Raw genomic sequence first — 24,295 nt, forward strand, 5'->3', positions numbered from 1 at the left:
ATTTTGTTCTGGCTGCGGTGGGCTTTCTTTGCTTTTACGTGCGCCGATGCTAGCGTAATAGGGATTTTTTACCCCAAAGAGCCGCCATGAAGAAAAATAAAACCAGACAGGTCGCACTTGACGACACCGATCTCGCCATCCTCGCCTTGCTGCAGGAAGACGCGAGTATTTCCAACGCAGAACTCAGCGAGCGGCTGTCACTGAGCCTCACTCCATGCTGGCGACGGCGCAAGCGGCTGGAGGAAGAAGGCGTGATCAAGGACTACCAGGCCAACCTCGATCGCAAGATGCTGGGCCTGGAGATCATGGCGTTTGTGCATGTGCGGTTTGCCGTGCATTCCGACCATACGCCAGAGGACTTTGAGGCGGTGATCAAGGAGCTGCCACAGGTGCAGTCCTGCCACAAGATCACCGGGGATGCGGATTATCTGCTGCAGGTGCTGGCGGAGGATCTGGATGCCTACAGCGATTTTGTAGAGAGCGTGTTGCGGCGGCAATTGGGGATTGCGTCGATTCAGTCGAGCCTGGCGTTACGGGAGGTGAAGGCGACAAGTCGGGTGGCCATTCCGGGGCGGGTGGGGAAGTGATCCAATGCAAATACCATTGTGGCGAGGGAGCTTGCTCCCGTTGGACTGCGTAGCGGTCCTGTCGTTGGAGGCGCTTCGCACCCCAGCGGGAGCAAGCTCCCTCGCCACGGGTTAGTGGTTTTCTGACAGTGCAGTGGCGTTTGGCGGATTGCCGGGGCTGCTGCGCAGCCCAGCGGGAGCAAGCTCCCTCGCCACAGGCTGTGTGTTGTCCGAAGACATCTGACGGCTAGCGCAGTGACTGCTGCAGAAACTCACTGATCAAGCTGAGTACCTGCTGCTGGATCTGCGGCTTGGGACGAGCACCCTTGGCACCCAGGCAAATGAAGCCTTCGCCGGGGTCGCTCTGTTCAATCCGCTCCACCGCGCCCGGCTTGCAGATGGGCAGGAAGCTGAAGTGCGTGGCGTCGCTGATTTCCACGTAGCGCGAAGTCTTCTGCGGCAGGCGCTTGGCCAAGTCGGCCGACTCGAGTGCGGCGGGCAATTCCGGCGATGGCGTGCCCGCCGCAATCACCAGCGTGGGGCGGTTCAGCGCCGCGAGGCTGGCATCGCTGAAGCCGCGGGCGAATCCCAGGTCCAGGGAAACAATGGCCGCCACGCGCGGGTCGCTCAAGTCACCGGCCAGTCGCTGCCTCGCCTGCTCGGTGCGACCAACCTCAAGTTGTTCGTAGGCCTTGCAAGGGGCAATTTCCGGATGCAACTTGCAGTCCTCGGTAAAGCGCTGCGGATCAAAGCGGGCACCGCCGACTTCGAGTGCGGTCCAGCCACCGAGGGAGTGGCCGACGACGGCGATCTTGCGTTGGGCCACCGCGCCGAAGCGTTTCGGCTGGGCAATCACGGCATCAATCACCCGATGGATATCGAGGGGCCGTTTCCACAGCTCGGAAGCGGCCGGCTGTGTGCGGTCCTTGCTGGTGGTGCCGGGGTGGTTGGGCGAGGCGACGATATAACCCTGCCCGGCCAACGCACTGGCGAGCCAGGACTGGTTGATCCAGTTGCCGAAGATGCCGTGGGAGATCACCACCAACGGATGCTCGCCGGCGGCCGGTGCGGCGTCCTTCAAGGCCGGCGCGCCGACAAACACCGGATTGTCAGCAATCAGTTCTGGTGTGCCGGAAGCATGGGTCGGGTACCACACCGCCACCTGCAACGGCCTGCCGTGCTCCGCGTCGGGAATCACTATTTCCTGGAAGCCGATCCGAACCTCATTGGCCTGGGCCAGACCGGTTACAACCGTCAACAACAGCGCAGCACACAGCGTTTTCATCCTTGAGTTCCCTAAGTGGCTAAGCGCCATATTCTGGCATGGCCGTCATGGGAAAGCAGGTGGGAAATCAATGCGCGTATAAATCATCAGGCTATGGCAACTATCCGAATGGTACGACTACCATGTAGTCACACTCCTTTCAGATAGCCCCCAATGATCAAAGCCAGCCTGCGTAGTCACCTGACCCTCTGGTTTGCCGGTTTGTCGCTGCTCACCCTGGTGAGCGTAGGGTTCTACGTTGGGCACATCGCTACCGAGCAACTGAAACTGGCCAGTGGCAATGCCTTGTTGAGCACTGCCCGCTCCACCGCCGCGCTATTGGCGGTGCAGCTGCGTGAACGCCAGCTCGAAGTGTCGCTGCTCAGCCGCGCACCGCTGTTCAGACGGGGCAACCTGGACGATCCGGACATACTGACCTCCATGGAACAACGCACCCAGTCCCGCGCCGAGTACGCGTGGATGGGCGTCGCCGACACCGACGGGCGTGTGCGCCAGGCGGTGAATGGGCTGCTGGTCGACCAATCCGTAACGGCACGGCCCTGGTTCCAGGCCGGTTTGCAGGGCAACTACACCGGCGATCCCCACGAGGCGGTACTGCTTGCCAAGTTGCTGCCGGGCTCCAACGGTGAGCCCTGGCGCTTCATCGACTTTGCCGCACCGATTCGCAATGCCGGGGGCCAGGTGATCGGCGTACTGGGGGCTCACGCCCATTGGACGTGGGTGACACAAATTGTCGAAGCGGCCAAAGGCAATACGCCGGACATCGAGGCGCTGATCATCGACAACGACGGCAAGGTGCTCTACCCGGAACAACTGGCCGGCCAGCAACTGCCCCAGGACCGCCTGGCCAATGACACCGGCTGGTCGGTCGACAACGGCTACGTGACCAGCGCCGTGGCGGTGCCCAGCCCGTCGAATTCCAGCCTGACCTGGTACATCGTGATGCGCCAGCCGCTGGAAATCGCCCTGCACCCTGCCCGCGTACTGCTCTACAAACTGCTGCTGTTGGGCGTCATTGCCGCGGTGATTTTCGGCTTCGTGGCGTATTACCTGGCGTCGTACCTCAGCCGGCCCATCGAAGAACTCGCGCGTTCAGCCAAGCAGGTCCAAAACCAACAGCCTGGCGCGTATTTCCCTCAAGACCATTTCGTACTGGAAATCGCCCAGCTCGGGCGCTCCATCAAGGGCATGACCCAATCGCTGCTTGGCAAAGAGCGCGAACTGCAGGACACCAATGCGTCCCTGGAAGCCACCGTCGCCCAGCGTACTGCCGCCCTCACCCAGGCCAATGCCGAGCTGTTGAACCTGGCCAGCCATGACGCCCTGACCGGCGTCTACAACCGTCGGCGCTTCGATGAAAAACTGGCGGAGTACAGCCTGCTGTTCCAGCGCAGCGGGCGCGCGTTTGCCTTGCTGCTGATCGACGTTGATCATTTCAAGCGGATCAACGATACCCATGGGCATGCCGTCGGGGACGATGTACTGCGCCAGCTCGCGCAGTTGATTCAGGACGCCACCCGCGCCACTGACTTCGTCGCCCGTTACGGCGGTGAAGAGTTTGCGGTGCTGTTGCCGGAAATCGAAGCGCCGGACAGCCCGGATGTGGTGGCCGAGAAGATTCGCGCGGCAATTGCCGGAGCGCATTTCGAGACCGTTGGGCAGGTCACGGTGAGTATTGGCGTCGGGCTCGTTGAAGCTTCGGACAGCGACACCACAGTGCTGATCAAGCGTGCGGATCAGCAGTTGTATCGGGCCAAGTCGTCGGGGCGTAATCGCGTGGCGTGACGGTGTAGTGCGTCATGAGCCTTTCCAGAAAGCCACAACGCTCTTGATTAAATATCGACAGCCGCGCGCCCATGACCGTAATCTGCCCCACGAACGATGAACACAACGTATGCAGGTCATCAATGGCTGAGGTGCTGGACCGTTTCGACCAATGGCTGGCTCGGTGCGGCAAGCGTTAGGTTCATGTGGACTCGGGAGATGACGATTTCCAGGGCTTTATCATCGATGCTGAACAGGTCGCGGCAACCATCGAGCTGGCGCGTTTCGCCGGTATCAACGCCAGTCTTGAGAGTTTCTGATTTCAGGTAAATATCCATGTCCATCACCGACAACCTGCTCGCCTTCACCTTCGCCGCCACGTTGCTCACGTTGACGCCCGGACTGGACACGGCCCTGGTATTGCGCACTGCAACGGTGGAGGGCAAGCAACAAGCCTTGCGCGCCACCCTGGGTATCAATGCCGGCTGCCTGCTGTGGGGTGCAGCGGTGGCCTTTGGGCTGGGCGCGTTGATTGCCGTGTCCGAGGTGGCCTTCAACGTATTGAAGTACTGCGGCGCGGCTTACCTGGCGTGGCTGGGCTTGAACATGCTGGTGCGTCCGCGCGGTTCGCTGGCGTCCGTCGAGGCCGATGGAAAGCCCGGCGCCAACTGGTTCCTGAAAGGCATGATGGGCAACGTGCTCAACCCCAAGATCGGGATTTTCTACGTGTCTTTCCTGCCGCAGTTCATTCCCCAGGGGCATCCGCTGGTGGCGTGGACGTTCGGGCTGGTGAGCATCCACGTGGTGATCAGCCTGGCCTGGGCACTGATACTGATCGGTGCCACGCAGCCATTGGCCGGTGTGCTGCGGCGTGAAAAGGTGATCAAGTGGATGGACCGCACCACCGGCATGATATTCGTGCTGTTCGCGGCCCGGCTGGCCTTCAGCAAGCGCTGAAGTCAGCGCCGGTCCCGATGCCGTACCAGGCCTTCCAGGGTAAACCGCGCCTGCATCAGCACCACATCCCGCACCAGTTCCATTTCCTTCTGGCTCACTTCGGTCCAGTTCAAGGCGGAGAGCAGCTTGGGTTTCTGCACCCGAAACGCCAGGCCCTGGGTGAACAGCGCCATCGAGTGGATCACCGTGCGTTCGTCGTCAACGGCAAGGCCGGCAACGCGCGCGATCAGCAGGCGGATCACGTTGGCGATGCGCGCCTTGAAGCGTTCCTCGAACGCCATGGTCGCGCTTTCAGGGCAGAGCCCGGCTTGATGGCGATCAAGAAACGCTCGCCACGCGGTGGTCTGGGGACTGTCCTGGATCGTTGAAACCACCGCGCCGAGAATGCCCAGTGAGGCGTCGATCAACCTCTGATCGTCGACCCCGGGATCGGCCAGCGCACCTTCTGCGGCTTCAACGGTAGGCGCCATCTTCTGCCACAACAGCGCGATCAAGTGCTCGACGCATTCCAGGTACACGCCTTCCTTGCCATCGAAGTAGTACTGGATCGCGGGCGCATTGACGCCGGCGGCATTCGCGATGTCTCGCGTGGACGCGCCGTCGTAGCCACGCTCGCCAAATACCTCGACAGCCGCCTCGATAATGCGTGCGCGGGTTTCTTCACCCCGCTGATAACCCCCTTCGGCGGCCGGTTTGTGTCGTGCCATGTGCCACTCCATTTTTTTAACGTAACCAAAATATACCAGTTGACAAAAATTCGCGAAAAAACGAATTTATTCCAACTGATATAAAACTGGAGTGACTTGATGTCCGCTGCACCTCCCTCTCCTCAGGTCATTCCTGAAACCACCGTCAACGGCCAACGTGGCAAAGCCCGACGGATTCTACTGTCACTCGCCGGCGTGGCGCTGTTGGCCGGGCTGGCGTGGGGCGCCTGGTGGTGGCTCACCGGGCGCTTTATCGAGACCACCGACGACGCCTATCTGCAAGCCGACAGCATCAGCGTGGCGCCGAAAATCAACGGCTACGTCGCCGAGGTGCTGGTGGCCGACAACCAGAACGTGAAGCGTGGCGACGTGCTGGTGCGCCTGGATGCGCGCAAATACCAGGCAGTCAGTGACGAAGCCTCGGCGACGATTGCGGCCCGCGAGGCCGACTTTGCCAAGGCCCAGGCCGACCTCGTGCAACAGGACTCGACCATCGCCGAAGCCCGCGCCCAACTGCAAGGCGCCCAGGCCGACGCCCAGCACGCGCAAACCGAAGTCGCACGTTATGCGCCGCTGGCGCGTTCCGGGGCCGAGCCGGAAGAACGCCTGGCGCAGCTCAACAACCAGCTCGCCCAGGCCCGCAGCACCGTGGCCGCCAAGCAGGCCGCGTTGCGCTCCAGCCAGACCCGCTACGGCACCCTCGAAGCCCAGCTCAAGCAAGCCCAGGCGCAACTCGGCGTGGCCAAGGCCAGCGAAGCCCAGAGCCAGCTGGACGTGGACGACGCGGTGATTCGCAGCCCGCTCGATGGCCGCGTCGCTGATCGCGGTGTACGCGTCGGCCAATACGTGCAGCCAGGCACACGCTTGTTGACCGTGGTGCCGGTGAGCGCGATCTACCTGACCGCCAACTACAAGGAAACGCAGATCGGCGAGATGCGCGCCGGGCAGACCGTCACCGTGCATGTGGACGCACTGCCAGGCCATGATATTCAGGGCCATATCGACAGCCTGTCCCCAGGCACCGGCGCACAGTTCGCGTTGCTGCCGCCGTCCAACGCCACCGGCAACTTCACCAAGATCGTGCAGCGGGTGCCGGTGCGGATTTCCCTGGATGTACCGGATGACGACGTGCGCCAGGCACTGGTGCCCGGCTTGTCCGCCACCGTGGAAGTCGACACCCGCACCCACAAGGCAGACGCCAACCATGGCTGAAGCCATCTTGACCGAAGTGCCCGCGGACAAACCGCGCAACGCTTCGCTGACCGACTGGATCGCAGTCGCCGCCGGCTCGCTGGGCGCCTTGCTGGCGACCCTGGACATCTCGATCACCAACTCGGCGCTGCCGCAGATCCAGGGCCAGATCGGCGCGACCGGTACCGAGGGCACGTGGATCGCCACCGGTTACCTGATGTCGGAAATCGTCATGATTCCCCTCGCCGCCTGGCTGACCCGGGTATTCGGCCTGCGCCGGTTCCTGATCGGCACCGCGTTGATGTTCACGTTTTTCTCGATGTTCTGCGGGCTCTCCTCAAGCCTCGGCGCGATGATCGCCGGGCGTATCGGCCAGGGTTTTGCCGGCGGCGCGATGATCCCGACCGCGCAGACCATCGTGCGCACCCGCCTGCCTGCCCATCAGTTGGCAATCGGCACCACGATGTTCGGCATGACGGTGATCCTCGGTCCGCTGCTGGGCCCGGTGATTGGCGGCTGGCTCACGGAAAATATCAACTGGCGCTGGTGCTTCTTCATCAACCTGCCCGTCAGCATCACCTTGATCACCTTGCTGATCACCGGCCTGCCCAGCGACCGCATGAACCTCCAGCAATTCATCAAGGCCGACTGGCTGGGCATCATTGGCCTGGCCATGGGCCTGAGTTCACTCACCGTGGTGCTGGAAGAAGGCCAGCGCGAACACTGGTTCGATTCGCAGTTGATCATCTGGTTGAGCATCACGATGGTGATCGGCTTCTTCCTGATTGCCGTCGGGCAAGTCCGCTCGAGTACGCCGATCCTGCGCCTGCAACTGGTGCTCAACCGCAGCTTTGGCAGCGTGCTGCTGATCGCCACGGCGGTCGGCGCCGGGCTGTATGGCACGGCGTACCTGGTGCCGCAGTTCCTCGGCATCCTGTCGGGCTATAACGCGCAACAGTCGGGTTCGATCATGTTGCTGTCGGGGATTCCGGCGTTCCTGCTGATGCCGATCCTGCCGCGAATGCTTGGCCGCCTGGACCTGCGGATGATGGTCGGCGTGGGTTTGTTGATGTACTGGGCCAGCTGTTTTCTCGACACCCAGCTCACCGCCCAGAGTGTCGGCCATGATTTCTACTGGTCGCAGATCCTGCGGGGCTTCGGGCAGATCCTGGTGATGATGCCCCTCAGCCAACTGTCGATGCGCTCGGTGGAAACCCGCGATGCGGGTGACGCGGCCGGGCTCTACAACATGTCACGCAACCTCGGCGGTACCTTGGGGCTTGCGCTGCTCGGCGTACTGATGGACCGGCGCAGCCACTTCCAAGACGACATGTTGCGCGAAGGCATCCAGGCCAACACCCAGTTGACCCAGGATCAAATGGCGAGCGATACCGCCAGCTACCTGGCGCAAACCGGCGACCCGTCCACCGCCTCGCTGCAGGCCCTCAGTCATCTGGCCAACGACATCGCCCAACAAGCGGCGGTGATGGCCTACAACGACGCGTTCTACGTGCTGGGACTCGCCATGCTGGCGTGCCTTCCCCTGATCTTCATCCTGAAAAAGCGCGCGGCGCAGGCAGGCCAACGAACATGATTTATCGCTCACTTCCCTTGCTCTTCACCGTCGGCCTGCTGACGGCGTGTACCGTGGGGCCGGACTACCAGGGCGCGCCGGATGCCGCGCCAAAGACCCTCGCGGCCGGGCACTTGCCCCACGCCGACATAGGCCTGCCGCGTACGCCCGCGGTCGCCCAGTGGTGGCAAGCCCTGGGCGATCCGCAGCTCAACCAATTGGTGGCCCAGGCCCTGCAAAACAGTCCGGACATGGCGACCGCCCAGGCGCGTATCAAGCAGTCGCGAGCCAGCCTGAGTGGCGCCAACGCCAACGCCCTGCCCAAGATCACCGGCGATGCAGCGATGCTGAAGCTGCGCTCCCCCGACACCTCGGCGCTGGGTGGCAGCAGTGGCGGTGGTCGCGGGCCATTGAGCCTTTACCTCGCCGGCTTTGATGCCAGCTGGGAGGCCGACCTGTTCGGCGGTACCCGGCGTGCAATCGAGGCGGCCCAGGCGGAAAACGACGCCTCGCAGGCGCAACTGGCCGATGCCCAGGTGCAACTGGCAGCCGAGGTGGTGCAGACCTATGCCGACGTGCGTGACCAGCAGGCGCGACTGGCACTGGTGGACGCCAGTGTCGAGATTGAGGAACAGGCGCTGGACCTGACCCAGCAGCGACGCAGCCGTGGCGTGGCCTCGCAGTTACAGCTGGAGCAGGTCCTGACACAGGCCGAAAACACCCGGGCCCAACGCCTGCCGCTGCAAGCGTCAATCGTCGAGGCGATTGACCAGTTGAACCTGCTCTGCGGCCTGGAACCGGGCGAGTTGGACGCGAGCCTCAACACTCCTCGCGCCCTGCCCGCTATCCCTAGCCAGGTGCCATTTGCCGACCCGGCGGCGATCCTGAAAGCACGCCCGGATATCCGGGTGGCCGAGCGCCAACTGGCTTCCAGCAACGCGCAGATCGGCGAGAAAACCGCCGACTGGTTTCCCAAGCTCAGCCTGATGGGCGACTTGTCGTTCTCGGCGGCCGATCCCGGGCACCTGGCGCGCAAGGACAGCGGCACCTGGCTGCTGTTGCCGCGGCTGACCTGGAACGCATTGGATTTCGGCCGGGTGGCGGCCAGTGTCAAAGGTGCGCAAGCCGGGCGCGACGAGGCCCTGGCCCATTACAAAAGCGTGGTGTTGAGTGCGTTGCGTGATGCGGATGTGGCCCTGGCGCGGTATGGCAACCAGCGGCAGAACGTGGTGCTGCTGCGTAACGTGGAATCTTCGGCAGTACGGGCTGCGGACCTGACGCGCCAGCGTTATAAGGCAGGTACGGCGAGCACGCTGGATTGGCTGGACGCGGAACGTACGCGGTACCAGGCGCAGGAAAGCCGGATTTCCGGGGATGCGCTGTTGCTCAAGGACTTTGCGTCATTGCACAAGGCGCTGGGGTTGGGATGGACGTTGTGACAAATAACCCGAGTGACCACTGACCTGTGGCGAGGGGGCTTGTCCCCCGTTGGGCTGCGCAGCGGCCCCAAAAAAGAGGGACTGCTACGCAGTCCAACGGGGGACAAGCCCCCTCGCCACAACAAGCCCTCTCACCACAGGTACGGTGTCAGCTTTTAATTGGCCGTATTGGCCCGCGCCGCGTGCAGCTTCTTGTAGCTGTCGATCAACCGCAGGTGCCGGTCCAGCCCTTCCAGCTTCATGCTCGTCGGCGTCAAACCATAGAACCGCACACTGCCATTCACCGACCCAATCGCCGCGTCCATCCGCTCGTTGCCAAACATCCGGCGGAAATTCACTTCGTAGTCCGCCAGTTCCAGGTCTTCGTCCAGCTCCATCTCCAGCACCGCATTCACAGCCTGATAGAACAAGCCGCGCTCGACGGTGTTGTCGTTGTACTGCTGGAACATCTCCACCAGTTCCTTGGCTTCTTCGAACTGCTGCAGGGCCAGATAGATCAGCAGCTTCAATTCCAGGATGGTCAGTTGACCCCACGCCGTATTGTCATCGAACTCGATGCCGATCAAGGTGGTGATGTCGGTGTAATCGTCCAGTTCGCTTTCCACCAGACGCTCAACCAACCCCTTCAATTCCGCTTCGTCGAGACGATGCAGGTTCAGGATGTCTTCGCGGAAAAACAGCGCCTTGTTGGTGTTGTCCCAGATCAGGTCGTCGATCGGGTAGATCTCCGAATAGTCGGGCACCAGGATGCGGCAGGCGGTCGCGCCGATGTGCTCGTACACCGCCATGTAGACTTCCTTGCCCATGCCTTCGAGGATGCCGAACAAGGTGGCGGCTTCCTCGGCGTTGGAGTTTTCACCCTGGCCGGAGAAGTCCCATTCGACGAACTCGTAATCCGACTTCGAGCTGAAGAAGCGCCACGACACCACGCCGCTGGAGTCGATGAAGTGCTCGACAAAGTTGTTCGGTTCGCTCACCGCATGGCCTTCAAACGTCGGCTGCGGCAAGTCATTCAGGCCTTCGAAGCTGCGGCCTTGCAGCAGTTCGGTGAGGCTGCGTTCCAACGCCACTTCCAGGCTGGGGTGCGCGCCGAACGAGGCGAATACGCCGCCGGTGCGTGGGTTCATCAACGTCACGCACATCACCGGGAATTCACCGCCCAGGGACGCATCCTTCACCAGTACCGGAAAGCCCTGGGCTTCCAGGCCCTGGATACCGGCCAGGATACCGGGGAATTTCGCCAGCACTTCCTGCGGTACATCCGGCAGCGCGAATTCACCTTCGATGATTTCGCGTTTTACCGCGCGTTCGAAGATTTCCGACAGGCACTGCACTTGCGCTTCGGCCAGGGTGTTACCGGCACTCATGCCGTTGCTGAGGTACAGGTTCTCAATCAGGTTGGACGGGAAATACACCACCTCGCCATCGGACTGGCGCACGAACGGCAGCGAAACAATGCCGCGTTCTTCGTTGCCGGAGTTGGTGTCATAGAGGTGTGAGCCGCGCAGCTCACCGTCACGGTTGTAGATGTGCAGGCAATGCGCGTCGAGTATCTCCGGTGGCAGTTCGTCCTTGCGGCCCGGCTTGAACCAGCGCTCGTCCGGGTAATGCACAAACGCCGCGTTGGCGATGTCTTCACCCCAGAACTGGTCGTTGTAGAAGAAGTTGCAGTTCAGCCGCTCGATAAACTCGCCCAATGCCGACGCCAATGCGCCTTCCTTGGTCGCGCCCTTGCCGTTGGTAAAGCACATCGGCGAGTGCGCGTCGCGGATATGCAGCGACCATACGTTGGGCACGATATTGCGCCACGAAGCGATCTCGATCTTCATGCCCAGGCCCGCGAGAATGGCCGACATGTTGGCGATGGTTGTTTCCAGCGGCAGGTCCTTGCCCGCGATGTAGGTGCCCGCGTCGGACGCCGCGCTCGGCATCAGCAATGCCTGGGCATCGGCATCCAGGTTTTCCACTTCCTCGATGACAAACTCCGGCCCGGCCTGCACGACTTTCTTCACGGTGCAGCGGTCGATGGAACGCAGGATGCCCTGGCGGTCTTTATCGGAGATGTCCGCCGGCAATTCGACCTGGATCTTGAAGATCTGGTTGTAGCGGTTTTCCGGGTCGACAATGTTGTTCTGGGACAGGCGAATATTGTCGGTAGGGATGTTGCGGGTTTCGCAGTACAACTTCACAAAGTAAGCCGCACACAACGCCGACGACGCCAGGAAGTAATCGAACGGACCGGGGGCCGAGCCATCGCCCTTGTAGCGAATAGGCTGGTCGGCCACCACGGTGAAGTCGTCGAACTTGGCTTCAAGTCGAAGGTTGTCGAGAAAATTGACCTTGATTTCCATGCGGGATTACCAGAATAGCGAGCAAAATATGGCCGCCATTATCCGGGTTTCGAGGCGTAAGTCTTGTGCTTTCGGGCCTGGCCGATCGTTGGCGATGGGTATCAGCCGTGTTGAAAGTCCGCAATCTGCTGCCACATCGCGATCGGGTTGGAGTACATCGGGAAGTGCCCGCACCGGGCAATCGGCGCCAACCGCACGCCTTGCGCCTGGATATGCGCCAGGTACGACAAATGGGCATTCTGCTCGCCGTACATGAACATGCGCGGGCATTCCAGGCCGAGGAACTTGCCCATCAAGTCGGCGTTATCCGACAGTTCGACCATCGACTGGAAGATCCCCCGCACCGCCCCGGCACGCACCTTGTGCCGCAGGCTCGCCGAATACAGCGCGCTGGCGTAGGCCGGTGCCTGCCGGGTGCGCTCGATAAAGGCGCTGAAAAACGCCTCGGGATCATCCGCCGGGTAGTCGACGATCTGCCGGCTGAGAAAGCAGTCTTCCGGGGCGATATTGCCTTCGATATCGACAAAGCTCAGCACCCTGCCCGGGAACTGGTGCGCCAGCATCAGAGCGGTGAGCCCGCCCATGGAGTGGCCTACCAGATGGAAGCGCTCGATATTGAAGTGGTCAAGCACTTGCTTGGCGGTTTGCAGCAGGAACGGGATTGAGATCTTCGACAGGTCGCCGCACTGGCTTTCACCGCAACCGGGGGCGTCGTAGGCCACAAACGGGTGACCGTCGAATGCAGGTTGCTGGACGATGTCGGCGTAGTCTTCCTTGGTGGAACCAAAGCCATGCAGGAACACGATTGGCGCCAGGGTACCCGCGCGGTGGATCGCGGCGATGTTCAACGGTACGCCGTCGACGGTCATGGGGAGCTGGGTATGGATGAATGGCATGGTGAAGACTCCCTGAAGAAACCGGATCAGCGGCTCAAAAAACCGCTAATGTCGACGGCATTCAGCTTTCTGTAAATTCCTGATTCAAGAAGGGATTCATAGCCTGATCGTATGCATCACTGAATCACCGCCACCGCCTCGGCAAACTGCGCATCGCTGACATCAGCGTTACCGCCAGCGCTGCGAAAACTCAGCAGCGCCTGTTCGAAATACGCGCCACGAATCTCGCCGTCGGACCCTACAAACGCCAATGCGTCATTCTTGGCCGAAAGAAAGCTGCCCGGGCGCGTCGTCAGTTCCGACGTCAGCAAGGTGAAGGTGGAGAACCTCAGGCATGACCAGCCCAGCGGATCGTCGGCAAAGGAGATGCCGTCTTTGGCCTGGGCGGAGGTGGTGACGAGTAAGGCAAAGATGAACGCGAAGATTCTCAACGATCAGCCGCCAGTTCACAGACAGCCGTGCCCTTTATACCCGAGGCTTGCATGCTGACGTGCCGCACGGAAAAGCCGGGGTGCGTCACCGTTTTCTTTTCAGACCATGGCCCACCACTGGCGACCTGGTAGCTGATGGAGCCATCGGCGGCCCAAGCCAGGCGCAGTGAGTAGACCCCGTTGTGATCGGGAGTGGTCAGGACCAGGCTATCAGTGACCCGCTGTGCCTTGTTGAACAGCCGCAGTTGGAAAGCCCGTTGGTCGTCGGTACCTAGCGGGTAGCTGGAGAGAAACAGGATATTGTCCTGGGCATCGTCCTCGCCCGCTCCGAGAATGACCGAAGACACCCATTCCTCACCGAGATTGTTTTTTTCAGTGGTCACGTTGCAGGTCAACTGCCCGTGATTTCCGACTTTCTGCTTGAGGTAGTTGCCGTAATAACCGTGTGGCACATTGAACTTCAGCGTTTGCACAGGCCCGGTGCTGCAGCCGAACAGCAAGCTCAATAGCGATAGCCCGATCACTCCTTGAAAAACCTTCACACGCGCTTCCTTCCTTGAAATGGCTGATGACATCGGAGCGCAAGGCTAACCGTCTTGCCGGATGTGTACAACATCGCCAAGTACCTGGACCATGGTCCTGCCGTGTTCCAATGGAAACACGGCAGGGTTGTTGGCTTACGCCGTGGCCTCACGATGACGGCTCAAGTCGACAGCCATATCGGTATCACCTTCGCATCCGAACAGGCGCAGGTTTGGAAGCCCGGCGCTAATCAGCGGGCGTACGTTCTGGGCGAAGGCATAACCGTTACAGATATCGAAGTACAAGCTGCCGCTCCACCCTCCCGGCGGGTTGGCCAGCAATGCGTCAGCGAACTGACGAGGGGTGAAGTCGGTGAAGTTGACCCCTTCTTCGCCGAAGGCTTGCGGGGAGCCGTGCGCGGTGATGACCAGGACATCGCCATTGCGCAAGCGCCCGAGTGTCTGCGGCAGGGCGGCGCGGCGGCAGCCGCTGTAGCGATAATCAGCGCGAAAATTACGCGCGGCGGCGGTTAGCTGGCTGTCATCACGGCACCAGCAAAGCAGGGTTGTGCTCATGGTCTTGCTCCTTGCATGAGGTTGCGAACATTGAGAGAGGTTGCGTTCACATCTATTCCCCTTTTAAAGGGGATGGCGCGGTTGCGCCCTTCTCCCGCGCCTCGCAGCGCAGGAAGGCCTTAAACGGGGTTAACTCATCAGCAGCCACTTGGCTCGCTCAAGGTAGGCCATTCGATCGGCAAGGCCATTGGCGCCGCCGTTGATGAGTCGCGTGACCTCCTTCACATTGTCGGCATCGGCCTGGTCGTTGAGGTTCCTGCTGGACCAGAACCAGCCCGCAACGTCTACCGACAGGTCGGGGTCTGTGCCCACCTGCCCAGGCGCATCAGTGCCCTCGAAATCCCGGTGGCAGGCCAGGCCGTACTGGCGATAGTTGGCACGGCCCGTGAGCTGGATCAGCCCCCGGCCCTTGAACAGCTTTCCATCGCCTGGCTTCGTATTGCCAAGGTCTTTGCGCCCTTCGTAAGCAGCACCAGAAGCGATTTCTTCGGTGTAAACCAGGCAGCCACTTTCGTGGGCGATCTGCGCCAGGAAATGTGCAATGCGCAGCGGTGTATTGATCTTGTAGCGATTGAGCACATTGACAATCGGCTGGAAAAACTCGGCAACGCGCGAGGCGCTGGCGGTGGTCATGATGATGCGCAACTTTTCTACCGTCAGGCCTGGTGGCAGCCCCCTGCGCAGCGCCGCCATCGTCTGGTCACACGGCGCTACCAGAGCCCCCGGAGTAACCCCTGCACCTTGCTGGAAAGTCTTCAGCGCCCCACGGGACCCGCTCCCCCACGCCCCATCAGTGGCGAGGTTGCAGACCAGGCCATGTTGGCCGCTGTTGAGGTTGAGCAGAAACTGAAGGCCGCGTACATCTGCCGGAATATTCTTGCCGCTGTCGCCGACTGTATTGCTAATGCACATGGTTTGCTCCTTGCTGCAGGCACACGTTTCCCGTCAGGCGACGGGAAACGTGCCTTGCATCAGTGTGTTCTGAAGGTGGAACTCAGGAAGCGGGCGTTGTCGCTACTTGCCCGGGGGATCGAGCTTGACGGTGTAGAGGGGGCTCTCTTCACCGCGTTTAAACAACTCAATGACGACAGCACCACCAGCGCCGCGTCTGTGCAGATAACCATTTTCCAGTGGCGCACAACGGCCCTTTGCCGGCCCGCCCAAGGCGTAGAAATCTACTTTCTGCTCATCCGTCGTGACGAAATTGAGCGTGAGATTGCAGGCCCAGCTGCCTGCGACGCGCAGATCTCCAGCCGGGGCAGACGGTGTGGCGCTGGGGAGCGTCAGGGCAACCCGAACATAGTTGCTACCGTCGAGGATGGTCCCCGCCAATTGTTCATCGGCAGAAGCCGGCAGGATGCCTGCCAGCAACATCGCGCCAGCGAACAGGGATGCTGTTTTTTTCATTTTGACTCTCCTTGTTAAGTGACTGTCTAGAACCACAACGCCAACAAACGACTCGCCAGCTGCACAATCTCCCTCGCCAAATCGGGCTTGACCATCCCGAGCACCACCACCGCGAACAGGAAGGCAACACCCAGCCCGCATAACACGCGCCTGCGCATCAACATGCCCGCTGGCGGCTCGACGTTTGGCTTGATGATGCCTCGCAATGTCTTCGTCTCCTGTTCAGACAGGGTCAACAACATCGAACGGTCAGCGCGCCTCTTCATCGCCATGCCCCCGGTAGCGCCCAAGCAGGTTGCCATCGAGGCGAACGGTGATCGCTTCAGCCCCATCGCCCGGCACCTCGATACACAGTTCATGAGCGGTTGCCTTACCCCGCGGTGCACGCCCGATCCGCAGCGCCAGCGCCCCGCATGCAACCCGCTCCACCGTGGCGGCCACAACCACCTCCATGCCTGCCACGTAAGTACCCGGCCACAATCGACTGGAGGCCACCTGCGCCAGGTGCATTTCGCCGCCCAATGCCCGGATAAACTCCTCCAGGCGGATCATCACGACTGCCCTTCGTCATCGGGCAGCCAATACGGCTTGCGGGCAAAACCCAGGTGGTAGATAAGGGCCTGCAATACCACCTGGTGCTCGCCAATATTGAGCAGCGTGAAATTCTTTTCGATGCCGACAATCCGCCCCTTGGGGGTTTCGGTCAGGCAGCGATTGAGCAGCGCGGCTTGTGCCTGCACCACCGCTTCGGGAGTCAGCTTTTCCGGATCGGTACTGCCGACCACGATGCGCTTTACGTATCCCACGTCCGTCAGGTCGAACATGATGGGTCTCCTTTCCGGAAAAGCCTGACGACCAGCGCCGGGTTAATCCCCTATAGCCGCTGGCTGTTAAGCACTAGCGATGCCGGCTTACGCCGCCGCCTGGGTGATCGCCTTGGGCGCGACGGACTGGGCGATCATGTCGAGCACCCGGGCCAGGCCTTCAGGCATGCCGTCGTCACTGGCATGCACCTCGACGTGGTACTTGGCCGACTGGTCGCTTGATCGGGTGTTTTCCTTGTGAGAAGACACCGAGCCCGAGATGTTCACCTTGGCGCTGAACGGGCCCCAGCCGATCTTCGCCTCGGCCGACAACGCCGCTGCGGAGTCGCTGGACTCGCGGGATTGCTCGGAGTTTTTAACCTCCATGTCGAAGCTGATGTCGACCTTGTTAATGGACAAGTTCGGCACCTTCACCACGGCCAGAAGCGGCACTTCTAGCTCCACCGTTTCCATCGGGTTGGCCCCGCCCGTGCCCGGGTTGGTCTGTGAAGGTCGATCGAAACGGAACATCACTGTTCGCACGCCACCGACCGCGTTGGGATCGTCGTCGGTCGCGGGCGGCAGAAAGCCAATCACCTTGATGAAATCAGCGGTGGCATTGGCCAGGCGTACCTGGGCATCGCAAGCGGCGGTCAGGGGACCGCCGATCAAGTCACCCATGGGAAGGCCGCGGAATTGGTCACCCATCGAGAAGTTAGGCATAAGTCATCTCCATTTGTACTCAGATCAATTTATCGAGGTTTTGAACCAGCCGAGCCATCCCCTTGGACGAGGGTTGGGTTTCGACTCTGAGGGTGACGCGCGCGAGTGGCCCGCCTTCCCCATTACGGCGAGCGCCAAGATCGACGCTCAAAGGCTTGTGGGATTCAGTCGGCCATGGGGAATCGGCATCGCCTGAGTCAGGCGCTTCGCTTTGCACAGGGCTCAGTGCACCACTCTCATCCGCGTTGAGGCCAACCTCGAAAGAGATTTCCATGTCCTTCACGGCGAGCAGTCGTGAGCCTACGAGGGAAAGCAGCGGCACGGAGACCACGCGTTCCTCACCTTCCAGTGCGCCGGGGGAAGTGGATGGCAACCGGACCTCGATACTGACCGGCCGGTTATCTTCATCGAAATACTGGCGCACCGTGGACACCTGGAAACGCTGGATCTTGTCCTGCGCCTCGGCGACGGCCCCGGCGATGCTCTGGATGAGAAGGTGCAGAGATTGGTTCGCCACGTGAGACGCTCCTTGTCAGATGCCAGTGCCAATGCAGAGTGCTGTGCCTGGCAACGCCACTTGCTGATGGGTTGGTTGGTGAGTCGAGGTTAGGCCTGGAGTCCCGGTGCTGTCTGTGGACGTGCGTCCCGAAAACCTGGATGCGCGTCCCAAAAAAAGGCCGTTCGGTTAAACGGCCTCTGGCGGATTCAGCTGCTGATCAATTCCCGGACCCACTTCGCGAGCCCGGGCACGTCGCCAGCGTGTGGCACCAAGTGAGAAAAACCCGGCAGATCGCCGCGCTGCATGGCGGTTTTGGCAGCCCGTGGCGACAGGCCGAAGACCTTGCGAAACAGCCGGCTGAAATGCGCTTCATCGGCGAAGCCGTGGTCGTAGGCGAGGTCAGATATGCGCCGGGCGGCATTACCCGGGTCACCGAGTGCGAACAGGCACCGGCGCAGGCGACGTTGCTGGACGTAGTGGCGCACACCGCCAAATTTTTCAAACTCGCGGTACAGCTGGCTGCGCGAAACGCCCAGCTCCTTGGCAAGCGCACCCGGGGTGAGGTCATCGCGCTGCAGATTCTGCTCGATGTAAAGGCGTACCCTGCGGCCAAGATGGGCGGGGCCGGAACGCGGCGCCGCGGCTGTGCGGGCTGCTACCTGAGCCAGGCAAGCCGCGACCATGCCGAGTATGGGCAGCGTGAGCCTGAACGCCTCGTCCAGTGAAAGCTTCGGCACAACGAACGCCAATGAAGACAACAGTTGCGCCAGCAGTGCACCGGATGCGCTCTCCCGACGCAGCACCAGGCCATGCAACTGGTCCATGTCATACAGCAAGGGCGACAACGCCGTACGCGGAATCAGCAGGCTAACGCCCTCACCCTGCGCCATGGAAAAATCCGCCGGTTGCGACAGATCAAGCACCACCACATCCAGCCGGCGCACCCGCAAACCGTCGCCGCACACCAGGCCTCTGTGCAAGGGCAGATGAAGCAGGTAGTGATCGAGGTCACACCATTTCAATCGTGCCCGGTCCCGGCAGTAGCGGGCGCCATCCAGGCGACCACTGCAAAACAGAAAGCGGTTGAAATGGTAAACCGTCATTGAGGCTGAAAAATCATGAGTTTCGAGAGCGGTTGCATCAAACAGGAGTTCGATGGTCTGTCGCCAAATCAGGAAGCCTTGATTGCCGGGAGAGCCCACCGTTGTACTGTGGAAACTCGGAATTGCTGTGAAACCCTGTCCTTCGTTGTCGCTAGAACCCTTAGCAGAATAAAACTCCATCGTACCGACCCATCCATAGTTGAGTCGGTAAAGGGCTTAGAAGGGGAATCGGGAAGTCGCCACTAATTTGGCATCATGCTCATAGAAATAAAGTCCCATAGTCGGGCCCTGTCAATCCGTATGACCGACGCTCAACCCCCACAACACATCCAGCACGTGCTGCGTCGGCCGTTCGACGTTTCCGGCACGATGCGCGATACCCAACTGGCGCCACAACAACGGCTGCAATGGCCGCATCACAATCCGGCTGTCGGTCAACGGCGTGGACGCTTCATGGGGCAACAACGTCGCGCCATAACCGGCGGCCACCAGGCTTTTGATCGCATCGTTGTAGTTCAGTTGAATACGCGGTGTGGGCTGCAATCCTTCACTGGCAAACCATTCGGCGGTCAGGCGCGAAAGCCGGGTGGTGTTGTCATTCAGGATTAGCGGCTGGGCAGCCAGCCAGGCGGGTGTTACCACCTCGGGGCATTCCCGGCGCGCCGGCAAAAATGCCATGACCGGGTCGCGCCGCCAGGGCTCGATCCGCAAGCCCTTCACCGGTGCCTGGGGCAGCGCCACCAGGCCAATCTCCAGGGCGCCCTCGGCCAGCTTCTTCAATGTGTCCTGCGACGTGAGCACCGCCACCTGCACATCAATGGCGGGATGATGTTGGCTCAAGGTTTCCAGGGCTTGCGGCAGCAACTGTGCGATGGCTCCGGTTGAGGCTCCCAGACGCACCCGCCCCGCCAGCCCCTGCACCTGTCGCTCCACGTCTTCAAGCGCCTGCTCGGCATCCGCCAACAAGCGGCGCGCGCGCTCCACCAGGGTTTCGCCAATCGCTGAAGGCTGCACCCGCCCACGGGTACGCGATAGCAGCTTGCCGCCCACTCGCGCCTCCAGGTCGGCGATATGCAGGCTGACGGTGGGTGGCGCCAGGTTGAGCATGCGGGCTGCCTCGGCGAACGAACCGAGGTCGGCAATCGCCACCAACGTACGCAGGCGGTCCAGGCTGATTTCGCGCATGGGTCAATCCTCGTTCATAAAAACTGAACTTCATCGCTTGGAAATTCAACTTTTCCTATCCTAGCGGCTGGCCGAAGATTGGAACACCTGATTTCCTATCCGAGTGCATCCCATGGCAAATCCTCTTGTATTCATCGACGGCGACCAAGGCACCACCGGGCTACAGATCCATCAACGCCTGCGCGACCGCACCGATCTGCAACTGATCACCCTCAGCGCTGAACACCGCAAGGACCCGCAGCAGCGCGCCGAGATGATCAACGCCTGCGATATCGCGATTCTCTGCCTGCCTGACGACGCCGCACGGGACGCCGTCGCCAGCATCCACAATCCGGCCGTGCGGGTGATCGACGCGAGTTCGGCACACCGCACTCATCCCGACTGGACCTACGGTTTCGCCGAGATGACCCCGCAACAGGCGCAACGCATTGCCACGGCGCAGCGGGTGAGCAATCCCGGTTGCTATCCCACCGGTGCGATTGGGTTGCTGCGCCCGTTGCTTGAGGCCGGGCTGCTGCCCGGGGACTACCCGACGACCATTCATGCCGTCTCGGGCTATTCCGGCAAGGGCCGCGCCGGGGTGCAGGAGCACGAGGGCGCCGACGCTTCACAGGCGCCCGCGTTCCTGGTGTATGGGCTGGGACTGGCACACAAGCATGTGCCGGAGATTCAGCAGCAAAGCGGGCTGACGCAGCCGCCGCTGTTTGTGCCGGCCTACGGGGCGTTCCGCCAGGGCATCGTGCTGACCATCCCGCTGCAACTGCGGCTGTTGGCCCCGGGCGTGGACGCGGCGCGGTTGCATGCCTGCCTGACGCAGCACTACCGCGACACCCGTCACGTACAGGTGCTGTCGATGCAGGCTGCGAGGGAGTTGACCTACCTCGACCCTCAAGCGCTGAACGGCACGGACGATGTGCGTTTGATCGTGCGTGAAAACCACGAGACGGGCCAGGTCCTGCTGGCGGCGGTGTTCGACAACCTCGGCAAGGGCGCCGCAGGTGCCGCCGTGCAAAACCTGGATTTGATGATCAAGCCGAGACCGTAGCGATAAAGGCGCGCAGGTCCGCCAGCATCAACGCCGGCTGCTCCCAGGCCGCGAAGTGACCGCCGGCGGGCATCTCGCTCCAGTGCACGATGTTGAAGGTCTTTTCGGCAAATGAGCGCGGCGGCGGCACGAACACCGGATCACGAAAGGCGGCAAATCCGGTCGGCACCTGGATGCGGGTGCCGGCCGGGAATTTTGACGATCCCTCAAGGCGCTTGCCGTGATACATCCACGTCGCGGTGACCATGGAAGATGGCGCGAGATACAACATGATGTTGGTCAGCAGTTGCTCCTCGGTAAAGGTGCCCCAGAGATCCGGGCTGCCATCGGCGGTAGTGGGCAGATCGGCCCATGTGCCGATTTTTTCGAGGATCCATCCCGCGGCCCCCACCGGGCTGTCGGCCAGCGCGACACCCAGGGTCTGCGGGCGGGTTTCCTGCTGGTGGTTGTAGCCGGTTTCCCAGTCGATCAGCACGTCACGCCGGGCGACGAAAGCCTCCTCCTCCGGCGTGGTCGCAACGGTGCCCTGGGCCAGCAGGTCGGCCATGTTCAGGTGAATCCCCAGTAACGCCTCGGGCCGATCGTGGGCCATCCAACCGGCGATGCCCGAACCCCAGTCACCGCCCTGAACGATGAAGCGGGTTGGCCCGAACAGCCGGGCCATCAGCCCATGCATGAGTTCGCCCGCCCGACGTGGGCCAATCACTCCGGTGATCGGCCTGGAGAATGCAAACCCCGGAAGCGACGGCACGATCACATCGTGTCCGTCAGCCGCCAGCGGTTCCAGCAGCGCCTCGAATTCCAGGTACGAACCTGGCCAGCCATGGAGCAGCAGGATCGGCGGCCTGGAACCGTCGCCCCGCACATGGACGAAGTGCAGGTGCTCGCCCTCAATCTCGGTGATGAAGTTGGGCAGTTGGTTGAGGTGTTTTTCGACCCGGCGCCAATCATAGGATTCCAGCCAGTAAGCGACCAGGCGCTGAAGGTCGCGCACGCCAACGCCCGACTTCCACCCTCCCAAATCGGGAAGCCGGGTCCAATCGTAGGCGGCGACTTTGTCGCGGATGGCCACAAGACGTTCGTCGGGGACATTGATGGTGTAGGGCAAGATCATGGGATTCTCCTGGTGAGTTTCCGTATTACATTGCTTTACGCAATACTGAACCCGACAAAAACCGATGTGAACCCCATTACGCCGCTAAAGGCCTTTGCGAAAAACGCACAAGTGAGTTTCCCGTGGACATAACGGACGAACTGGAAATCTTTACCCTCGTGGCCGAAACCGCGAGTTTCTCGGCGGCCGCGCGTCGCTTGAACCTTGCGCCCTCCTCCATCGCGCGGGTGCTGGACCGCATGGAGGCCCGGCTGGGCGTACGCCTGTTGCTGCGAACCACGCGCTCACTGACCGTGACCCCGGAGGGTGCCGCCTACCTGTCGTGCGCCCGGCGGATCCTCACGGACCTGCGGGAAACCGAACAGCAGATTACCGACCAGAGTTCACCCCGCGGGCGCCTGCGGGTCAGCAGTTCGCTGCTGTATGGCAGGACCTTCGTGATCCCGTTGTTGGGCGAGTTCATTCAGCGTTACCCGGACATCCTGGTGGACATCAACCTGACCGACACCGTGGTCGACATCGCCGCCGGGCAAGCCGACGTCGCAGTGCGATTGGGCCCGCTGCCCGACAGCAGCCTGACGTCCCGCCGGCTGGGCGCCACCCACAAGGTCATCATTGCTGCGCCGAGCTATCTGGCACGACGCGGCACGCCGCAGGTGCCGGAAGACCTGCTAGATCACGACTGCATCGGTTTCAACTTCAAGCGTGCGGCGCCCACCTGGCCGTTTCGCAAGGATGGCCACGACTATTCACTGACGATCAAGGGCCATGTCGAAACCAATAACGGTGACACCCAGGGCCAATTGGCGGCCGAGGGCATCGGCATCGCGCGGGTCTGCGCCGAGACCGTGGCGGACGCCATTCAGGCGGGTCGGCTGGTGCCGCTGCTGGAGGCATTCAATCCAGGCGATGGCGAAGAGATCCATGCCGTGTTCCTCGGCGGTACCCACACGCCGGCGCGGGTCCGGTGTTTTGTCGACTACCTGGTTGAGCGGTTCCAGTAGGCGCGAAATTGCATGATTACTCGGCAACGAGTTCGACGTAGCTCGACTCCCCGCCTCCCGTCGCGCCCGACAACCAGCCCCAGACGAAGGCCAGGGTGGTACGCCCGGCGTCATCCACGCCTAGCGTGCCCCGGGACCAGCCGGCAAGAATCTCGCCCTCGGTGGTCAGGCACTGGTACAGCAACTCGATGGTATCGGGGCCTGTGGCGCGCCCGACTTGATTGCCCATGCGAATCCGGCCGCCCTGGTAGGTGCCCCATATGGCGTTTTCATCGACGTGGTAATGAAACACGGTGCCTGTACCGGACACACCATGGGTGTTGCCCGCGACGATAAACCGGCGGTTGTCCAGGCGTTCGCTGATTTGGCAAAAGGCATTTGGCATTGACAGGCGCTTCCTTGGTCGAGAGGGTCCATTCCGGGGCGCCCAACCTACCTCATATGGCTTTTGTCGGTCATGTAAAACCTGCACAATTGTGGGCTTTCCCGCGACAGGACGTCCCTTCATGCAACGCATCGTGATTCTCGGTAATGCGGGCAGCGGAAAATCCACCCTCGCCCGCGCCCTCGGACAACGCCTGGGCCTGCCCGTGGTGCACCTGGACACCCTGTTCTGGTCGCCCGGCTGGGTCGAGCCCGACGCCGAGCAGTTCCGTACCCGCGTGCGCGACGCCGTTGCCGCCGATGGCTGGGTGTGTGAAGGCAACTATGCGCGGCGCACGTTCGACCTGCGCCTGCCCCGTGCCGATTTGATCATCTGGCTCGACACGCCACGGCTCACCTGCTTTACCCGGGTGATCCTGCGCAGTGCGCTGAACCGCCCGCGCCCGGATATTCCCGCCGGCTGTACCGAGAAACTCGACCGGGAGTTCCTGACATTCCTGAAGTACGTGTGGACGTTTGATCGCGGCCACCGGCCAGGTATCGAGGCGGTGCGGTTGGCGGCAGGCCCGTCGGTGCCCGTGGTGCACTTGCGCGGTGGCCAGCAGATCGCCGAGTTTCTCGAGCGCTTGCCCGCAGCATCTGAAGGCTGCCTTGAATAGAGGGAGCAGGAGCGTTGGCCGCGATAGTGGGTCGTCTTGCCAGTGAAGAAATCATTGATGGCAAGACTTCCACCGCCCTCGGGCCATGCCGTCCTGACAGGTTTTTTCAACT

General features: G+C 61.7%; 28 protein-coding genes. 9 read left to right on the forward strand and 19 right to left on the reverse strand.

Annotated features, from left to right (window positions below; translation table 11 throughout):
• Window positions 1-86 precede the first annotated feature (86 nt).
• On the forward strand, window positions 87-587 hold the full coding sequence (locus HX801_RS20030) for an Lrp/AsnC family transcriptional regulator (RefSeq protein ID WP_008436349.1): 501 nt from the start codon (window positions 87-89) through the stop codon (window positions 585-587).
• A gap of 226 nt (window positions 588-813) precedes the next feature.
• Here the strand turns inward: HX801_RS20030 and HX801_RS20035 are convergent, their stop codons facing one another.
• Window positions 814-1,851 (reverse strand): alpha/beta fold hydrolase, encoded by a 1,038-nt coding sequence (locus tag HX801_RS20035; RefSeq protein ID WP_177022586.1) that lies wholly within the window; start codon window positions 1,849-1,851, stop codon window positions 814-816.
• 153 nt (window positions 1,852-2,004) lie between these two features.
• Here HX801_RS20035 and HX801_RS20040 point away from each other — a divergent pair, with 153 nt between their 5' ends.
• Window positions 2,005-3,636 carry a sensor domain-containing diguanylate cyclase gene (locus HX801_RS20040; RefSeq protein ID WP_177022587.1) on the forward strand — a complete coding sequence of 544 codons (1,632 nt, stop codon included), beginning with the start codon at window positions 2,005-2,007 and terminating at the stop codon, window positions 3,634-3,636.
• 119 nt (window positions 3,637-3,755) lie between these two features.
• Here HX801_RS20040 and HX801_RS20045 read toward each other — a convergent pair whose 3' ends face one another.
• On the reverse strand, window positions 3,756-3,953 hold the full coding sequence (locus tag HX801_RS20045; protein WP_177022588.1) for a hypothetical protein: 198 nt from the start codon (window positions 3,951-3,953) through the stop codon (window positions 3,756-3,758).
• Between HX801_RS20045 and HX801_RS20050 the strand changes: the two genes are divergently transcribed.
• Window positions 3,952-4,572 carry a LysE family translocator gene (locus tag HX801_RS20050; protein ID WP_177022589.1) on the forward strand — a complete coding sequence of 207 codons (621 nt, stop codon included), beginning with the start codon at window positions 3,952-3,954 and terminating at the stop codon, window positions 4,570-4,572. The genes HX801_RS20045 and HX801_RS20050 overlap by 2 nt on opposite strands.
• A gap of 2 nt (window positions 4,573-4,574) precedes the next feature.
• On the opposite strand, the gene HX801_RS20055 is transcribed toward HX801_RS20050, so the two are convergent.
• A complete protein-coding gene (locus tag HX801_RS20055; protein ID WP_003215166.1) occupies window positions 4,575-5,279 on the reverse strand; it encodes a CerR family C-terminal domain-containing protein in 705 nt (234 codons plus the stop codon).
• A 99-nt stretch (window positions 5,280-5,378) separates the two neighbouring features.
• Here HX801_RS20055 and HX801_RS20060 point away from each other — a divergent pair, with 99 nt between their 5' ends.
• The 3 genes from HX801_RS20060 to HX801_RS20070 are packed head-to-tail and all read left to right on the forward strand — an operon-like array spanning window position 5,379 to window position 9,482.
• The gene (locus HX801_RS20060; RefSeq protein ID WP_008436342.1) at window positions 5,379-6,491 is read left to right on the forward strand and encodes an HlyD family secretion protein; all 1,113 of its coding nucleotides are present in this window, start codon (window positions 5,379-5,381) and stop codon (window positions 6,489-6,491) included.
• Window positions 6,484-8,064 (forward strand): DHA2 family efflux MFS transporter permease subunit, encoded by a 1,581-nt coding sequence (locus HX801_RS20065; protein ID WP_177022590.1) that lies wholly within the window; start codon window positions 6,484-6,486, stop codon window positions 8,062-8,064. Before HX801_RS20060 ends, HX801_RS20065 begins: the two co-directional genes overlap by 8 nt.
• Window positions 8,061-9,482: an efflux transporter outer membrane subunit gene (locus tag HX801_RS20070; protein WP_177022591.1), complete on the forward strand. Its 1,422-nt coding sequence runs from the start codon at window positions 8,061-8,063 to the stop codon at window positions 9,480-9,482. The genes HX801_RS20065 and HX801_RS20070 overlap by 4 nt, the downstream gene beginning before the upstream one ends.
• Window positions 9,483-9,637: 155 nt before the next feature.
• Here HX801_RS20070 and HX801_RS20075 read toward each other — a convergent pair whose 3' ends face one another.
• The 14 genes from HX801_RS20075 to HX801_RS20140 all read right to left on the reverse strand — a co-directional run bounded on the left by HX801_RS20075 (window position 9,638) and on the right by HX801_RS20140 (window position 19,977).
• On the reverse strand, window positions 9,638-11,833 hold the full coding sequence (locus HX801_RS20075; protein WP_177022592.1) for an OsmC domain/YcaO domain-containing protein: 2,196 nt from the start codon (window positions 11,831-11,833) through the stop codon (window positions 9,638-9,640).
• A 101-nt stretch (window positions 11,834-11,934) separates the two neighbouring features.
• Complete coding sequence (locus tag HX801_RS20080) at window positions 11,935-12,729, reverse strand: alpha/beta fold hydrolase (protein WP_177022593.1); 795 nt, start codon at window positions 12,727-12,729, stop codon at window positions 11,935-11,937.
• Window positions 12,730-12,845: 116 nt separating this feature from the next.
• Complete coding sequence (locus tag HX801_RS20085; RefSeq protein ID WP_008436334.1) at window positions 12,846-13,160, reverse strand: DUF2388 domain-containing protein; 315 nt, start codon at window positions 13,158-13,160, stop codon at window positions 12,846-12,848.
• Window positions 13,157-13,702: a hypothetical protein gene (locus HX801_RS20090; protein ID WP_371316575.1), complete on the reverse strand. Its 546-nt coding sequence runs from the start codon at window positions 13,700-13,702 to the stop codon at window positions 13,157-13,159. Before HX801_RS20090 ends, HX801_RS20085 begins: the two co-directional genes overlap by 4 nt.
• A gap of 135 nt (window positions 13,703-13,837) precedes the next feature.
• The gene (locus HX801_RS20095; protein ID WP_008436331.1) at window positions 13,838-14,257 is read right to left on the reverse strand and encodes a hypothetical protein; all 420 of its coding nucleotides are present in this window, start codon (window positions 14,255-14,257) and stop codon (window positions 13,838-13,840) included.
• Window positions 14,258-14,386: 129 nt separating this feature from the next.
• Window positions 14,387-15,169 carry a glycoside hydrolase family 19 protein gene (locus HX801_RS20100; protein WP_177022594.1) on the reverse strand — a complete coding sequence of 261 codons (783 nt, stop codon included), beginning with the start codon at window positions 15,167-15,169 and terminating at the stop codon, window positions 14,387-14,389.
• Between the two features lie 102 nt (window positions 15,170-15,271).
• Window positions 15,272-15,664 (reverse strand): hypothetical protein, encoded by a 393-nt coding sequence (locus tag HX801_RS20105; RefSeq protein ID WP_177022595.1) that lies wholly within the window; start codon window positions 15,662-15,664, stop codon window positions 15,272-15,274.
• Between the two features lie 26 nt (window positions 15,665-15,690).
• On the reverse strand, window positions 15,691-15,906 hold the full coding sequence (locus tag HX801_RS20110; protein WP_256344270.1) for a hypothetical protein: 216 nt from the start codon (window positions 15,904-15,906) through the stop codon (window positions 15,691-15,693).
• 7 nt (window positions 15,907-15,913) lie between these two features.
• On the reverse strand, window positions 15,914-16,216 hold the full coding sequence (locus tag HX801_RS20115; RefSeq protein WP_008436327.1) for a hypothetical protein: 303 nt from the start codon (window positions 16,214-16,216) through the stop codon (window positions 15,914-15,916).
• Window positions 16,216-16,488 carry a hypothetical protein gene (locus HX801_RS20120; protein WP_008436326.1) on the reverse strand — a complete coding sequence of 91 codons (273 nt, stop codon included), beginning with the start codon at window positions 16,486-16,488 and terminating at the stop codon, window positions 16,216-16,218. Before HX801_RS20120 ends, HX801_RS20115 begins: the two co-directional genes overlap by 1 nt.
• Window positions 16,489-16,575: 87 nt before the next feature.
• The gene (locus HX801_RS20125; RefSeq protein WP_008436325.1) at window positions 16,576-17,190 is read right to left on the reverse strand and encodes a DUF2589 domain-containing protein; all 615 of its coding nucleotides are present in this window, start codon (window positions 17,188-17,190) and stop codon (window positions 16,576-16,578) included.
• A gap of 19 nt (window positions 17,191-17,209) precedes the next feature.
• Window positions 17,210-17,707 carry a DUF2589 domain-containing protein gene (locus HX801_RS20130; protein WP_177022597.1) on the reverse strand — a complete coding sequence of 166 codons (498 nt, stop codon included), beginning with the start codon at window positions 17,705-17,707 and terminating at the stop codon, window positions 17,210-17,212.
• Window positions 17,708-17,895: 188 nt separating this feature from the next.
• The gene (locus HX801_RS20135) at window positions 17,896-18,972 is read right to left on the reverse strand and encodes a helix-turn-helix domain-containing protein (RefSeq protein ID WP_256344272.1); all 1,077 of its coding nucleotides are present in this window, start codon (window positions 18,970-18,972) and stop codon (window positions 17,896-17,898) included.
• Window positions 18,973-19,083: 111 nt separating this feature from the next.
• Window positions 19,084-19,977, reverse strand: coding sequence for a LysR family transcriptional regulator (locus HX801_RS20140; protein ID WP_177022598.1), 894 nt, complete (start codon window positions 19,975-19,977; stop codon window positions 19,084-19,086).
• A 112-nt stretch (window positions 19,978-20,089) separates the two neighbouring features.
• Between HX801_RS20140 and argC the strand changes: the two genes are divergently transcribed.
• Window positions 20,090-21,022: an N-acetyl-gamma-glutamyl-phosphate reductase gene (gene argC, locus HX801_RS20145; RefSeq protein ID WP_177022599.1), complete on the forward strand. Its 933-nt coding sequence runs from the start codon at window positions 20,090-20,092 to the stop codon at window positions 21,020-21,022.
• Here the strand turns inward: argC and HX801_RS20150 are convergent.
• A complete protein-coding gene (locus HX801_RS20150) occupies window positions 21,006-22,136 on the reverse strand; it encodes an epoxide hydrolase family protein (protein ID WP_177022600.1) in 1,131 nt (376 codons plus the stop codon). The two genes, argC and HX801_RS20150, sit on opposite strands and share 17 nt — an antisense overlap.
• A gap of 122 nt (window positions 22,137-22,258) precedes the next feature.
• Here HX801_RS20150 and HX801_RS20155 point away from each other — a divergent pair, with 122 nt between their 5' ends.
• A complete protein-coding gene (locus tag HX801_RS20155) occupies window positions 22,259-23,140 on the forward strand; it encodes a LysR family transcriptional regulator (protein WP_003215146.1) in 882 nt (293 codons plus the stop codon).
• Window positions 23,141-23,156: 16 nt separating this feature from the next.
• Here the strand turns inward: HX801_RS20155 and HX801_RS20160 are convergent, their stop codons facing one another.
• Window positions 23,157-23,525: a hypothetical protein gene (locus tag HX801_RS20160; RefSeq protein WP_008436319.1), complete on the reverse strand. Its 369-nt coding sequence runs from the start codon at window positions 23,523-23,525 to the stop codon at window positions 23,157-23,159.
• A 121-nt stretch (window positions 23,526-23,646) separates the two neighbouring features.
• On the opposite strand from HX801_RS20160, the gene HX801_RS20165 reads away from it, so the two are divergent.
• Window positions 23,647-24,183: an ATPase AAA gene (locus HX801_RS20165; protein ID WP_008436317.1), complete on the forward strand. Its 537-nt coding sequence runs from the start codon at window positions 23,647-23,649 to the stop codon at window positions 24,181-24,183.
• Window positions 24,184-24,295: the final 112 nt, after the last annotated feature.

The sequence above is a fragment of the Pseudomonas sp. G1002 genome, assembly GCF_013385455.1.
Lineage (GTDB): Bacteria > Pseudomonadota > Gammaproteobacteria > Pseudomonadales > Pseudomonadaceae > Aquipseudomonas.

Bases quoted from the DNA above. Each gene is read 5' to 3' on its own strand.
- argC (WP_177022599.1), top strand. From the start codon at position 20,090: ATGGCAAATCCTCTTGTATTCATCGACGGCGACCAAGGCACCACCGGG.
- HX801_RS20160 (WP_008436319.1), bottom strand. From the start codon at position 23,525: ATGCCAAATGCCTTTTGCCAAATCAGCGAACGCCTGGACAACCGCCGG.
- HX801_RS20070 (WP_177022591.1), top strand. From the start codon at position 8,061: ATGATTTATCGCTCACTTCCCTTGCTCTTCACCGTCGGCCTGCTGACG.
- HX801_RS20050 (WP_177022589.1), top strand. From the start codon at position 3,952: ATGTCCATCACCGACAACCTGCTCGCCTTCACCTTCGCCGCCACGTTG.
- HX801_RS20110 (WP_256344270.1), bottom strand. From the start codon at position 15,906: ATGTTGTTGACCCTGTCTGAACAGGAGACGAAGACATTGCGAGGCATC.
- HX801_RS20030 (WP_008436349.1), top strand. From the start codon at position 87: ATGAAGAAAAATAAAACCAGACAGGTCGCACTTGACGACACCGATCTC.
- HX801_RS20075 (WP_177022592.1), bottom strand. From the start codon at position 11,833: ATGGAAATCAAGGTCAATTTTCTCGACAACCTTCGACTTGAAGCCAAG.
- HX801_RS20055 (WP_003215166.1), bottom strand. From the start codon at position 5,279: ATGGCACGACACAAACCGGCCGCCGAAGGGGGTTATCAGCGGGGTGAA.
- HX801_RS20040 (WP_177022587.1), top strand. From the start codon at position 2,005: ATGATCAAAGCCAGCCTGCGTAGTCACCTGACCCTCTGGTTTGCCGGT.
- HX801_RS20035 (WP_177022586.1), bottom strand. From the start codon at position 1,851: ATGAAAACGCTGTGTGCTGCGCTGTTGTTGACGGTTGTAACCGGTCTG.
- HX801_RS20065 (WP_177022590.1), top strand. From the start codon at position 6,484: ATGGCTGAAGCCATCTTGACCGAAGTGCCCGCGGACAAACCGCGCAAC.
- HX801_RS20140 (WP_177022598.1), bottom strand. From the start codon at position 19,977: ATGCGCGAAATCAGCCTGGACCGCCTGCGTACGTTGGTGGCGATTGCC.
- HX801_RS20115 (WP_008436327.1), bottom strand. From the start codon at position 16,216: ATGATCCGCCTGGAGGAGTTTATCCGGGCATTGGGCGGCGAAATGCAC.
- HX801_RS20165 (WP_008436317.1), top strand. From the start codon at position 23,647: ATGCAACGCATCGTGATTCTCGGTAATGCGGGCAGCGGAAAATCCACC.
- HX801_RS20060 (WP_008436342.1), top strand. From the start codon at position 5,379: ATGTCCGCTGCACCTCCCTCTCCTCAGGTCATTCCTGAAACCACCGTC.
- HX801_RS20080 (WP_177022593.1), bottom strand. From the start codon at position 12,729: ATGCCATTCATCCATACCCAGCTCCCCATGACCGTCGACGGCGTACCG.
- HX801_RS20095 (WP_008436331.1), bottom strand. From the start codon at position 14,257: ATGAGCACAACCCTGCTTTGCTGGTGCCGTGATGACAGCCAGCTAACC.
- HX801_RS20150 (WP_177022600.1), bottom strand. From the start codon at position 22,136: ATGATCTTGCCCTACACCATCAATGTCCCCGACGAACGTCTTGTGGCC.
- HX801_RS20120 (WP_008436326.1), bottom strand. From the start codon at position 16,488: ATGTTCGACCTGACGGACGTGGGATACGTAAAGCGCATCGTGGTCGGC.
- HX801_RS20125 (WP_008436325.1), bottom strand. From the start codon at position 17,190: ATGCCTAACTTCTCGATGGGTGACCAATTCCGCGGCCTTCCCATGGGT.
- HX801_RS20135 (WP_256344272.1), bottom strand. From the start codon at position 18,972: ATGGAGTTTTATTCTGCTAAGGGTTCTAGCGACAACGAAGGACAGGGT.
- HX801_RS20100 (WP_177022594.1), bottom strand. From the start codon at position 15,169: ATGTGCATTAGCAATACAGTCGGCGACAGCGGCAAGAATATTCCGGCA.
- HX801_RS20105 (WP_177022595.1), bottom strand. From the start codon at position 15,664: ATGAAAAAAACAGCATCCCTGTTCGCTGGCGCGATGTTGCTGGCAGGC.
- HX801_RS20045 (WP_177022588.1), bottom strand. From the start codon at position 3,953: ATGGATATTTACCTGAAATCAGAAACTCTCAAGACTGGCGTTGATACC.